Source organism: Paenibacillus sp. V4I9, assembly GCF_030817295.1.
In the GTDB taxonomy this organism is placed as follows: domain Bacteria; phylum Bacillota; class Bacilli; order Paenibacillales; family NBRC-103111; genus Paenibacillus_E.
Window position 1 is genome coordinate 4,609,348 of record NZ_JAUSZE010000001.1, and the last position, 12,598, is coordinate 4,621,945.

Here is a 12,598-nt window from a genome sequence, read left to right on the forward strand (position 1 = left end):
CGACTTGCCCTAGCTCACTTTCATTTTCACCATTTTTAGCCAAATTTATAAGTCATGCCATAGCCGCCTTTGGGGTAGACCCAATCAATGTTGTAGGATGGACATGCGATTCGGCAGGTCCCGCATTCGATACAATTTTCAAACGCAACTGTTGTAATCTTGAGTTTCTTTTCCCATTCATAGACGTCCGAGGGACAGAAATAATTGCAATCCTTTGTTACACAATTTAAACAGGTCTGCGTATCTTTGATTACGAGGTGCGACTTATCATCGCATTTATAACGAATGGTAAATAGCTTATCTGAAATGTCACTTTGGCTCATCCGTTCATCGCCCTCCATCCTTTATAGCCTAGCTTCATCAGGTTTACTGTACCGCCTGCAGCATTTTTGATGAGCTTCATGGCCATTTTTTGCTTATCCGCTTTGGTAATCCCATCCACGAGGAACATGTTGTAAGCCGCTTCATTCAGCGCTCTGGGCAGCTTGTCGAACAGTAATTCAGGGTCCTGCTCTTTGAGGAATTGATGCATGCCTTTGTATTTCTGTAAGTCTTTATGGACAAAAGATTCACGAATTTTTTGATCGTAGGCTTTGAGGGAAGCAGCGGAAAAATCGCTTTGCGCTTTGGCCTCGACAATCGCCTCACCGGCCAGTCGACCAGAGGTCATGGCTAAATTCGTTCCTTCGCGGTGCACAAAGTTGATTAACTGCGCGGCATCCCCACAGACGCACCAGCCATCTCCCGACAACGGCGGGATGGAGTGAAAGCCACCCTCGGGAATCAAGTGCCCGGAGTACTCCTTCGTTTCTCCCCCTTGAATTAGTTTCCGAATCATAGGGTGCTGCTTAACAGCATCGAGGACGGCATAAGGCTTCACTTTTTTGTCCCGCAAATGATTAACCATAACGCCTACGCCTAGTGAAATGGTTTCTTTATTTGTGTATAGAAAACCCATGCCTGCCATTCCTAGCGAGGTCTCGCCCATAAACTCAATTGTAACGCCTTCGTCACCTTCTAGTCCGAATCGGTCTTCGATTTTCTCCCTGGGAAGTGCAATAACTTCTTTCACAGCCAATGAAACTTCGTCCGGCATCCATTCTTTGTGAATGCCCATCGCCTTACCGAGCAAGGAGTTCACGCCATCGGCAATGACAACAACCTCGGCGTACAAATCACCGTCATCTCGATCGGTACGAACACCGACGACCTTATTACCTTCGCGTATCACATCGAGTGCAACGGTTTCGTAGATAGGTATGGCCCCAGCCGCAACGGCTTTGTCCGCGAACCACTGATCGAACTTAACCCGCAGTCCAGTAAAGCAATTATAAGGCTCCTTGTAAGCCTCATTGCGGTGCCCGAAGGTGACCATGGATTCTTTGCCCATCATCCAGATGCGCTGCTCCACAATGTAACGCTCCATGGGAAAGTTTTTTTCTTTCCAAAATTCGGGAACAAGCTCTTCGATTTGCTTACGGTAAAGGACGCCTCCGAAAATGTTTTTGGCTCCGGGGAACTCGCCCCTCTCCAACAAAACAACGGATAATCCTGCACGTGCCATCGTCAAAGCGGCTGCTGAACCGGCTGGTCCACCGCCAACAACTATCGCGTCAAATTTCTCGTTCACTTGGCTTCACTCCTCTCAAGGGCCACGTTAACCCCTGTCTTCGAATCGTCGGACGGCAAGGAGCTTTCGGTGCTTGCTAGTTGGATGCCAAATAAAGTTCGACGCTTCCTTATCTCATTCGTAATGGCAGGAACAATCTTAAACATATCGCCTACTATGCCGTAATGAGCGAATTGGAAGATTGGCGCTTTATCATCTTTATTAATCGCCACGACTACATCCGCATGGCTCATACCTACGGTATGTTGAACAGCACCTGAAATGCCGATGGCGAAGTATAGCTTCGGCCTGACCGTGGCACCGGTTTGACCAACCTGGTGCTCGTGACCGATCCAGCCCGCATCGACCGCGGCACGCGATGCGCCAACGACGCCGCCGAGCGCATCCGCTAGCTCGGCGAGCAGCCCGAAGGCATCGGGCCCGCCCAGTCCGCGGCCCCCTGCCACGATAATCTCGGCATCCTCGAGATTGAGCTTGCCTGTTTCGCGCAGGAAGTCGAGCACCTGCGCGGCAATCTCTTCCTCTCGCATCGTCGCCTGGATGCGAATGATTTCGCCTTGGCGCGTCGCGTCCTTCGGCAGCGCCTGAAACACCCCGGCGCGCGCCGTCGCCATCTGCGGCCGGTACTGCTTACAGAGGATGGTGGCCATCATCTTCTCGGAAAAAGCCGGCCGGCTGGCCAGCAGCAGCCTTGATGGCGGCGGCTCCACGTCGAGCTGCGTCGTGTCGGCCGTCAGCCCCGTCGGCAGGTGCGTCGCTATCGCGCCTGCCAAGTCGCGGCCCGTCGCTGTCGCGCCGAACAGCACGATCTCGGGCTTCGCTTCCTCGATCAGCTTCAAGCAGACTCGGCTGTATGGCCGAGTCCGGTAGGTGCGAAGCTCGGGCGCTTCGCATAAGAACACCCTGTCCGCGCCGTAATGCACGGCTTCTTCGGCGAGATGGGCTACATCCTCGCCGATAACGAGCGCCATGAGCGGCGCGTCAAGCTTCGCGGCCAGCTTCTTACCTTCGCCTAGCAGCTGCCAGGAGACCTTCTTCGCAGCTCCATCTCGCTGCTCCACAACGATCAATACCCCCCGATAAGCCGACCAATCGGGCATCGACGCTTCAGGCTGGTCCGGTGATTGTTCATTTGACATCGTGACTTCCTCCATTCCCGTAACGGTGATTCTGAGATTAGGTCGTACACATGCTTTACTTTCACGAAGACCAGTCCAACAAAGTCTGCATCTCCTTCGTCATGAGCTGATCAGCTAACTGAGCAGCTGCTGCTTCTGGCGAATCAAACACGATCATATGCGTTTTAACCGCTTTTACCTCAGGAACCCATGTTTTGGCTACGATCGTTGGTGAGCCTTTTAGCCCGATTTTCGCTTTTTCAAGATCTGGAAAATCAGCTGTCGTCCAAACCGTTGGCTTATAGCGCGCAGCCCGAATCATGCCAGGCAGCGAAGCTCGTCTCACCTTATTCAGTTCCTTCAGCGCCGTGATCAGCACTGGCATGCTTGTCTCAACGACTTCAATGCCATCTTCCAAGAGCCGATGCACACGAACTTTCCGCCGCTTTTCATCCACACTGGCGACTTTGTTTACATAAGTAAGCTGTTCCAAATCCAATCGGCATGCGACGCCAGGCCCAACTTGCCCCGTGTCGCCGTCCAGCGTTTGTTTGCCGCAAAAAACGATATCCACCGGTCCCCACGTTTCGGCTATTTTACGGATGGTTCGGGCAACAACGTACGATGTCGCCAGCGTGTCCGCTCCCGCGAAGCCGCGATCCGTCACCAACACGGCATCGTCTGCCCCTAGGGAGATGCATTCCTTTAAGCCTTTCTCCGCAGGCGGAGGTCCCATTGTTACTACTGTAATCCTCGCACCCTGTTCATCCTTAATACGGAGTGCCTCTTCCAGCCCATGCATATCATAGAAGTTCACGATACTTGGGACACCTTGGCGAATTAACGTATTATTTTTGGGGTCAATGCGAATTTCTCTAGAATCAGGTACCTGCTTGATACAAACTACAATATGCAGCATCTCTGCACCCTCCTATTTCTTAGGAAACTTGCTTGCACATTCGACAGCAAACGGATCTGAGCTTGTCAGCATTGTGAATTTTGTCACTTAAAATGACGAAACGAAATCGCTTTCACTCTTTTTTTTAAGTTAATAATCTAACACAATATATGCGAAAAGCTTCCTAACATGACACTTACTTTAGTCTAAGGCTCAAAAGTATTCTTACCGATGTTGCTCGCTATCGAGTAGGAGATGGCGTTTAGCCCCGAACGCCCATGATGGGCGCACACAAAAAAAGGATCTGAGTCGACGACTCAGATCCTTTTTTAAAAGAGAACATTTACACAAGCTTACTCCTCTTCCGCTTCTTCTACCTCATACGTACATAGGAAACGCTCTACACCGGGATATTTCTCCCCGAGGCTTCGAATGACGAATCCAATATTCCGATAAAATTGGACCGACTCTTCATCCGTTTCTGCCACGATTCGAACGGGGTGCATATCTTCAATAATTTCAAGGATAATCCCTCTCCCAAAGCCTACCCCTCTGCTCTCCGGTTCAACGGCCAGATGAGTGATCGTCATCTCCTGATTATCACTGAGTTCAAAGCCGATGATGCCCACCAAGATACCTTCGGATTCATACCCAAACAACCATAGATTAGCATCATTTTCGTAACGATCAATTACAGGTTGTAGCGCCTCCGGATCGGGGAAAACACTGTAGCTAAGCAGTTCTTGTATTTCATTTTCGTTTAGTCGAGATTTCACATTAACTAACATCTTTATTCACTACTTTCATTAATCGTTATCTACACATAATCTAACAACTTAAGCAAGCTGTCAATATTCGCTATTGGGGTAATCCCCTTCTCCTTCATCAAGTGTCCATTGGGACCATAGCTGATAAAGGGGATTCCAGCATCTATGGATGCTCTGCCATCTATCCACGAATCTCCGATCGATATCCATTCGCTCTCAAGAATTTGCGGAAAATGCTGCTTAGCAGCGAAGTAACCGGATGGAGATGGTTTCATGGCTTCCATCTGCTCTCTCCCGATGATCAAATCGAAGTATGGATGAATTCCGGTCGTTTCCAACGCATGGACCGCTGCCTCGTATGAATTATTTGTCACAATAACCAGGACATAGCCAGTCTTTAAAACATTCAGAAGCTCGGAAACATCGGATTCCAGTCCAGCGCCCTCCATACCTACTAATTCATGTTGAACGACCATTTTCATCACTTCTGTATAGGACTCTTCAGGCATCCCTTTCGCTTTCACATACTCAATCATGGTTGATGTGGTATGCCCTTGAATTGGAAAACCAACCGGCAATAAATCATGCACAATAAGGTAGTCCGCCACTTGCTTTTTCATCATTTGGAAATTAATCCTAGACCTCAGCAGTGTATTATCCATATCAAAAATAATGCCTCGAACATGGCTTGATTTATACATTGAACCTCACCTATCCATCTCTAGAACTATAGAAAATTTAAGAATTTAGCATTATTAATTATTTTTAGTTGAATTCGACATTATTCGCTAATTATATGTAAATACCGCTATAGACACGTCATTTTCAACTAATTATAATGAGGCGTAATAACTGGTATAAAAGCTTTTCCCATCATTAACTAGTGCCTTTTGAACTACATATATAGAATCGTTAATAGCAAACCATTGGAAACAATGCGACGCAAAGCCATGACCTAAGGCATCCCTAATTGGGATGCTATGGACGACAGGTTACCGAGTCAAGGAGTTCATCCTTTCATTCGGGATGGACTTTTTTATTTATAAGAAATGAGGTTGATTCATGCACCATACGCTAACAGATAGTTATCCTATTTACCTCATGCTGCTATCGTTCATTATTTTAATAATTGCTCTTTACATATCCTTTACTAACAAAACAGCACTCAAAGCTTCCATTGTAGAGTCTGCTATCGATTGTATCATGATGTTTAATTCAAATGGGAGGATCATAGAGTTTAATCCTGCGGCAGAAGCCATTTTTGGTTATGAACGCAAAGAAGCTCTAAGGCTTACGTTAATCGATTTTCTTTTTGAAAAAGATGACCAGGAGACAACCTTCTTAAATCTGCTATTCACGGCCAAAGACGAAACGATTATCGGAAAGCGAATTGAATTGAAAGCATTTCGATCGGATGGCAGCTTATTTCCGGCGGAAATAACGATTACGAGCATTCCGTATAAAGGAAAGCATGTCTATACAGCTTATCTTCGCGATTTGACTGAAAAAAAGAAGTCCGAGGAAATGATACAGCAGCTAGCCTATTTTGATCTTCTGACAGGTTTGCCAAACCGCAACCAGTTCACTCAGCTTTTCCATGATACGTTAAACAATGCCATACTACATAATCAGAGCTTAGCTCTACTCTTCCTTGATGTAAATCGGTTTAAACTCATAAATGATACCTTAGGCCATCCCTTAGGAGATCTAGTTTTGCAAAAGTTCTCCGCCCTGCTCTCCGAAAGTTTGTTTGAACAAGGCATTGTCTCCAGACTTAGTGGCGATGAATTCGTGATTTTGCACCCGTTCGGAAATCGGAAGTCTGCTGCTTTGCAAGCGGAGAAAATCATTCAACAATTGGAAGCTCCTTTCCAAATCGACGGGCGAAATGTTTTTGTTTCCACCAGTATTGGTATCTCTTTGTATCCAATCGATGGAGAAGATCCGGGGGTTTTACTGAAAAATGCCGATCAAGCGATGTATTTGGCCAAAGAACGTGGAGGAAACCATTATTATTTTTATGAACAGGAAATGAGTGTCATTTATTCGAGGAGAAGCGCATGTGAACAATCTCTCCGGACAGCCATAGATCATAATGAACTCTACCTGATGTACCAACCCAAATTCCATATTCCTACCGGAAAAATAATCGGGGTAGAAGCTTTACTAAGGTGGGATAGCCATGAGTTAGGAAGCATCTCACCGAAGGAATTTATTCCTATTGCAGAAGAATCCGGACAAATTATTGCAATCGGGAAATGGGTTTTACATACAGCCTGCGTACAAATGAAAAAATGGCAAGATGCGGGTATGGAGCCTGTTCCTATTGCAGTCAATATATCCGCTGTCCAGTTTCATCAAGAAGATTTGGTGACTATGATTCTCGAGATTCTGCATCAAAATGAGCTGGAAGCACAGTACTTAGAACTCGAAATTACCGAAAGCGCAGCGATGAATAACGGCCTCAGCTGCATGGAAAAGCTTTATGCTTTAAAGCGTATGGGAGTTAAAATCTCCGTCGATGATTTCGGAACTGGTTATTCTTCTTTAAGTTATTTACATAAATCGCCAGTCGATACTTTGAAAATTGATAAAACAATCGTTCAAGACATTTTCACCGGTATATCTGCATCTTCAATCATTGAAGCTATTATGGCCATGTCGCATAGTTTAAAATTGAGTGTCATTGCCGTAGGTGTAGAAACTCATGAACAGCTCACTTTTTTAGAAAGAGTTGGTTGTCAAAATATACAAGGATACTTATTCTCAGTTCCACTTACAGCCCAGCTATTTGAAAAGAGTTATGTTATTCATGATGCAAATGCTAGTCCAAATGCTTTATGAGAAAAGCCAGAATGCGGAAGTTACTCCGTCTTCTGGCTTTTCATATTGGACGCCGAACGAATAGCAAACGGCATGGCCAATGAGAGTAAGCTTGCCAAAAGTCCAAACACGAACATGCCGTGAATACCCGTGTAAAAGACGCTGGATTTAGTAAGGATCGCCCCCATAATTGTTACGCTGACCGCTGTCCCAATATTCCGTGCAAAAAGCTGCAGCGAGGTTGAAATCCCCTTCTGGTGTGCTTCTACAAGCTGCTGTGAACCGATTGTTGTAATGGTGAAAATTATACCGTAAGCAATACCAAGCGTAGTTAGAGCGCTAAACGTGTACCAGAATGGAGTACCTTCGTGAATGAAGTAAAATAAGGCCGCAGTAATAACCAGTATTATATTACCTATGACTAATAGCCGTTTATATCCAAAGCGAAGCACCCATTTTCCACCAGGTATAGCAACGGCCATCCACCCAATGGATGTACTTAGAAGTGCAATACCGCTGACAAACAACGAGTAGCCTTGATTTTGCAAGAAGAGAGGTATGAAGCTGGAAGTCCCAAAGAGAGCCGCGCAGCTAAGAAAAGAGCTGGCAATCATAGTGGCCACCGGACGATTGCGCAGCAGATTTAACGGAACGAGTGGCGCAGGATGTTTTCTCTCATATAAAAAGAAAGCAATCATAAATATGCCCCCTAGCGCACCATAGATGTAGCTATAATGCTCAACTGCTGTTGTAAGCAGCAATAAAGATATACCACAGGCAAACAAAATAGCTCCGCCATAATCGACCACTGCTTTCTTCGGTTGATACACTTCCTTATACGGCTGCAAGGCAAGAAGTGCAACGATACATACTGGTATATTAACGAAAAAAATCCACCGCCAGCTCAGGTAGGTCACGAAGAATGTACCCAGAAGAGGCGCTAATATCGCAGATAACCCCCACATCCCTGTGAAATACGCTTGAATTTTACCGCGCTGCTCCACCGGATAAATATCTCCAGCAATGATGGCAGGAAAAGGCATCATCACCCCTGCACCAATCCCTTGAATCGCTCTGAAAAGGATCAGCTGCAGCATACTCTGGGATAAACCGCAAAGCACTGATCCGAAGAGAAACAGTAGTATACCTGCTGCATAGATCCGTTTTCGTCCAAATAGGTCTGATAATCTGCCTGCTAATGGAGCTAATACAGTAGAAAGGACCATATAAGAGGTAAATGCCCATGCGTACAGGTCATTGCCACCAATTTCTTTCACAATAATCGGCATTGTGGTATTCGCAATCGTGGTATCGATAGACGACACTAATACCGCCAAAACAATACTCACCATAACCGTTGTTCGATTTCTAATGGATGTCCCCTCCTTAATGCTGATTTTTTTACATCCATATATTGTAACTTATTCCAGAATGAATGAATAGCATGTTCAGAGCATGATGTAATCAATTAAATTAAAAGTTTTCCTTTACATAATGCTTTTCTATATAATAAAATTAATCCAATATGGTTAGTGGGTAATTGGATTGGGGACATGACAACATGACTTTAACAGTTTTATTTATGGGTGTATTCGTTGGTTTTATGGTCGGATTGACTGGTGTAGGCGGAGCTTCGCTGCTCACCCCCATTTTGATCCTGATTGGTATAAATCCTTCAATTGCCGTGGGAACAGACCTTCTTTATAATTCGATTACAAAGCTTTTTGGCACCATTCAGCATTGGCGGCAGAAAACGATTGATTTCAAGCTGGTTAAAATGCTCGCTATGGGTAGTATTCCAGGTGTAATCGCAGCCATTATTTTTTTGAAATTATTCAATTCGTTCTTTCATAATCAGGAGATCATTATTAAGCATGCTCTTGGTTATGTCTTGATTCTAGTAGCTTTTGCTACCTTGTTTAAAGTTTTCTTCGGCCACAAGATCAAAGAAAATCGTTGGCAGCTCAAATCTTTGGAGGAGAAACGAGGACTAACCATTACAATTGGTGCTGTATTGGGTTTTGTTGTCGGACTTACGTCCATTGGATCTGGCTCCCTGTATGCCATTGTGATGCTTTACTTTTTCCGTATGATTCCTGCTCAGCTCGTAGGAACTGACATCGCTCATGCTTTCTTCCTTGCGACAACTGCAGGTATTCTGCACGCAAGTATGGGGAATGTAAACTATACACTCGTCCTCAATCTTCTCATCGGTTCAGTTCCCGGTGTCATCATCGGCAGCATGCTATCCACCAAGGCACCGACCAATATTCTGCGCACGATTATTGCTAGTCTGGTATTAATTAGCGGTCTTAAATTAATAGGATGAATCGGAGCTGAGGCTCGGTTTTTATTTTCATTCAACTGGTCATCCATACGAAGAAGCGTCCGAGTAGACTTAATCGGACGCTTTTTGCTGTGCTCATATCATGTCGTTTTGTGCGGTTCCCCGGGAAATATCTGCTCCTTTACTTCAACGTCATTTCCCGAGTAAACCACAATTTATAGCTAAGTATGCTCAATATGATACTTGTAATTACCACTGCTGCTGTGAAAGCAAACAATTAGTATATCACAGGCATAATTCAACGTGGCATTAACCCATTTTTCGTAGGAAATAGGCTTTAACCTACACCAGGAGACTGACCTTAGTCATACTTTGTGATGTAAACCCAATGTGATGATAAAGGAGCTACTGCATATGCAGCGACTTATGTGTAAAGGGAAGATCCACCGTGCGACGGTAACGGAAGCCGATTTAGATTACGTTGGAAGCATTACCATAGACGGTTTACTGATGCGCAAAGCGAATATTTTACCCTATGAAATGGTTCAAGTCACAAGCCTGCGTAACGCTACCCGGTGGAAAACTTACGCGATACCTGCGCCGGAAGGCTGCGGTAAGATCGGTTTGAATGGTCCCCCTGCCCACCTTTTTGCTCCTGGCGACCTCGTTATTATTCTTAGTATGGGCCTTATGAATGAAGCCGAAGTTATCAACCTCAAGCCTCAAGTGGTTTTCGTTGATGAACGTAATCAATTACTCCGAGTTGAAGAACATGATTTGGTTATTCAAAAGCAAGAAGTGAAGTCTAATGACTAAGAAACTAAACACAAGCAAATGGTCTAAATATAAGCTGCTGCGGAAATCATCTAAACTTAGTGTGAATCTTCCAGAAACAGCATGGCTGAGAAAGAGCTCTTTCTGGCGCATGATAAAAAAATACGGTGAGGTCATCATTAAACCGACTGGGAGCTATGGGGGCAATGGTGTCATTCGGATCAAAAAGATGGATTCTTCCACATATGAGGTACAGGATGGCGCTACGAAGAAAAATTTTACAGAGCATAGCCAATTAAACGCCTATATCAAAAAGAAAGCGGGCAAGAACAACATCATTCAGCAGCGAATTCCGCTTGCTACGGTGAATGATCGGCCCTTTGATCTAAGAGTGATGGTGCAGCGACGCCTCAATTCATCTTGGGAAGTGACTGGTAAACTGGCCAAAGTGGCCGGAAAGGGCTTTATCGTAACGAATATTCGCATGAGCAGCGGTAAGGTCGTATCCGTGGAGCATGCTCTCAAAAACTCGGCGCTCAAAAAGATGCGGGCTGCTGACCTCCTCTCACAGCTCGATAAAGTTGCTCTACAAGCCGCTCAGAAATTAGGTCCTTTCTATCCTTGGGTGCGTACGATGGGGATTGATATGGCTTTTGATAAAGAGGGAGATGTTTGGATTATTGAGGTTAATTTTGCTCCCATGCTTGAGCTATTTTTGAAACTGAAGGATAAATCGATGTTCCACAAAATGAAGTCATTTCACAGAAAAAAACAAAAAAATGAATCGTAAAAATAAACCGGAAAATAAGTTCGAAAAATAAAATAAATCAAAAGACACAAGCCGTTTCCTTCTTCTCCTCTTAGTAATAGTCTAAATAAGAGTTTGCAATAGCGAAACTCAAATTACAACTACAATAGTTTTCCTGTTGAAAACTTTGAGGAGGCCCGGAGATGAATCGATTGGGGCTTTATTGCTCGCGATGTTCTGCAAGGCTCCCTTTCCGCTATCAAGAAATGAAATGTGACTGCGGTGGCACTTTATTGGTCGATTACGACTTGGAGCACATAGCTAGAACGTTAACGAAGGAAGCTTTACAAACACGCTACCCATCGATGTGGAGATATAAAGAATTGCTTCCAGTGAGTAACCCTGATTGTATCATCACCTTAGGAGAAGGTTGGACGCCGCTGCTGCGCATGCAGGATGGGAGCAGAAGCTGCCGATTAAACGTCTATGGATCAAGAGAGAAGAGCAGAACCCGACGGGGAGCTTTAAGTCGAGGGGCTTCTCCGTCGCTGTTTCCTTGCTCAAAGAAGCCGGAGCGACTAAAGCGGCCGTTCCATCAAATGGAAATGCCGCGGGCGCATTTGCAGCCTATGCAGGGCGTGCCGGAATCGAGGCTTCCGTCTTTATCCCCAAGGATTGCCCACCATTAATTGTGGACGAGTGTCCGTTATATGGAGCAGCCACCTTCCTTGTCGACGGCTTCATTCATGATGCAGCAGCAATCATTGAAGCGGGTAAACAAGATCAGGGTTGGGTAAACATCGGCACATTGAAGGAGCCCGGACGTGTAGAAGGCAAGAAAACAATGGGACTTGAGCTCGCCGAACAACTTGGTTGGACGTTCCCCGACGTTATCATTTATCCAACCGGCGGCGGCTCTGGTATTATTGGCATGTGGAAAGCTTACCAGGAGCTCAAAGAACTCCGCTGGATTGACGGTCCCATGCCAAGATTCGTCTGCGTTCAGGAAGAGGGATGCCAGCCAATTGTCGATGGCATAGCATGCAGCCAAGCTGAAAGTGACCAAGCTGCCGGAGTAGAAGCAAGTCCGACAGGTATGCGCGTACCGAATCCGCCAGATCTGGCGTTCATCCTGTCGATTGTGGAACAGAGCGGCGGCACAGCCATCGCCCTCTCCAAGAGCCAAATTGCCGAGGCCACTCGCACTTTGGGCTCGCAGGGCATCTCCGCGTCCCCCGAAGGCTCGGCAACTTGGGCAGGACTGCTTGCCCTCTGTGACAGCGGATGGCTGCGTCCGAGCGATTCCGTTGTGCTTTTTAACACATCGCATGCGATGAAATATGTGAAGTTTGGTTCCATCTCTGCACTTCCGATTATTAAAAGCTATGAGGATTATTGCCGTTTGTAGGAATGCTGTACGTTGTACACTTCCCATGATGCAAACACAAAAAAGCCTATTTACAGGAAGAAAAGACCAAACCTAACCAAACCTAACCAAACAAAACCAAATAAACCAAGCCAAAACAAAACAGCCAGGAGGAAACCCTCCTGGC

12 protein-coding genes and 1 riboswitch are annotated in these 12,598 nt (G+C 45.7%); of the genes, 5 read left to right on the top strand and 7 right to left on the bottom strand.

Annotated elements, in window-relative coordinates; all coding sequences use genetic code 11:
- Positions 1-35 precede the first annotated feature (35 nt).
- From QFZ81_RS21780 to QFZ81_RS21805, 6 genes are all read right to left on the bottom strand, one after another.
- Positions 36-323 (bottom strand): ferredoxin family protein, encoded by a 288-nt coding sequence (locus QFZ81_RS21780; protein WP_036634482.1) that lies wholly within the window; start codon positions 321-323, stop codon positions 36-38.
- Entirely contained in the window at positions 320-1,630 is a 1,311-nt protein-coding gene (locus QFZ81_RS21785) for an FAD-dependent oxidoreductase (protein ID WP_307441532.1), read from the bottom strand. The genes QFZ81_RS21780 and QFZ81_RS21785 overlap by 4 nt, the downstream gene beginning before the upstream one ends.
- On the bottom strand, positions 1,627-2,769 hold the full coding sequence (locus QFZ81_RS21790) for an electron transfer flavoprotein subunit alpha/FixB family protein (RefSeq protein WP_307604660.1): 1,143 nt from the start codon (positions 2,767-2,769) through the stop codon (positions 1,627-1,629). The genes QFZ81_RS21785 and QFZ81_RS21790 overlap by 4 nt, the downstream gene beginning before the upstream one ends.
- 61 nt (positions 2,770-2,830) lie before the next feature.
- On the bottom strand, positions 2,831-3,667 hold the full coding sequence (locus QFZ81_RS21795; protein WP_307441529.1) for an electron transfer flavoprotein subunit beta/FixA family protein: 837 nt from the start codon (positions 3,665-3,667) through the stop codon (positions 2,831-2,833).
- A gap of 332 nt (positions 3,668-3,999) precedes the next feature.
- Positions 4,000-4,422, bottom strand: coding sequence for a GNAT family N-acetyltransferase (locus tag QFZ81_RS21800; RefSeq protein WP_307441528.1), 423 nt, complete (start codon positions 4,420-4,422; stop codon positions 4,000-4,002).
- 41 nt (positions 4,423-4,463) lie between these two features.
- Entirely contained in the window at positions 4,464-5,114 is a 651-nt protein-coding gene (locus tag QFZ81_RS21805) for an HAD family hydrolase (protein ID WP_307604662.1), read from the bottom strand.
- 206 nt (positions 5,115-5,320) lie between these two features.
- Positions 5,321-5,413: riboswitch (cyclic di-GMP riboswitch) on the top strand.
- 62 nt (positions 5,414-5,475) lie between these two features.
- Here QFZ81_RS21805 and QFZ81_RS21810 point away from each other — a divergent pair.
- A complete protein-coding gene (locus QFZ81_RS21810) occupies positions 5,476-7,257 on the top strand; it encodes a putative bifunctional diguanylate cyclase/phosphodiesterase (protein WP_307441524.1) in 1,782 nt (593 codons plus the stop codon).
- A 20-nt stretch (positions 7,258-7,277) separates the two neighbouring features.
- On the opposite strand, the gene QFZ81_RS21815 is transcribed toward QFZ81_RS21810, so the two are convergent.
- Complete coding sequence (locus tag QFZ81_RS21815) at positions 7,278-8,609, bottom strand: MFS transporter (RefSeq protein WP_307606987.1); 1,332 nt, start codon at positions 8,607-8,609, stop codon at positions 7,278-7,280.
- Between the two features lie 188 nt (positions 8,610-8,797).
- Here QFZ81_RS21815 and QFZ81_RS21820 point away from each other — a divergent pair, with 188 nt between their 5' ends.
- The 4 genes from QFZ81_RS21820 to QFZ81_RS21835 all read left to right on the top strand — a co-directional run bounded on the left by QFZ81_RS21820 (position 8,798) and on the right by QFZ81_RS21835 (position 12,453).
- Complete coding sequence (locus QFZ81_RS21820; protein ID WP_307441520.1) at positions 8,798-9,565, top strand: sulfite exporter TauE/SafE family protein; 768 nt, start codon at positions 8,798-8,800, stop codon at positions 9,563-9,565.
- A gap of 372 nt (positions 9,566-9,937) precedes the next feature.
- Complete coding sequence (gene panD / locus QFZ81_RS21825; RefSeq protein ID WP_307441517.1) at positions 9,938-10,339, top strand: aspartate 1-decarboxylase; 402 nt, start codon at positions 9,938-9,940, stop codon at positions 10,337-10,339.
- Positions 10,332-11,087 carry a YheC/YheD family protein gene (locus tag QFZ81_RS21830; protein WP_307604664.1) on the top strand — a complete coding sequence of 252 codons (756 nt, stop codon included), beginning with the start codon at positions 10,332-10,334 and terminating at the stop codon, positions 11,085-11,087. Before panD ends, QFZ81_RS21830 begins: the two co-directional genes overlap by 8 nt.
- Positions 11,088-11,475: 388 nt before the next feature.
- Positions 11,476-12,453, top strand: a complete 978-nt coding sequence (locus QFZ81_RS21835) for a threonine synthase (protein WP_307604666.1) — start codon at positions 11,476-11,478, stop codon at positions 12,451-12,453.
- Positions 12,454-12,598: the final 145 nt, after the last annotated feature.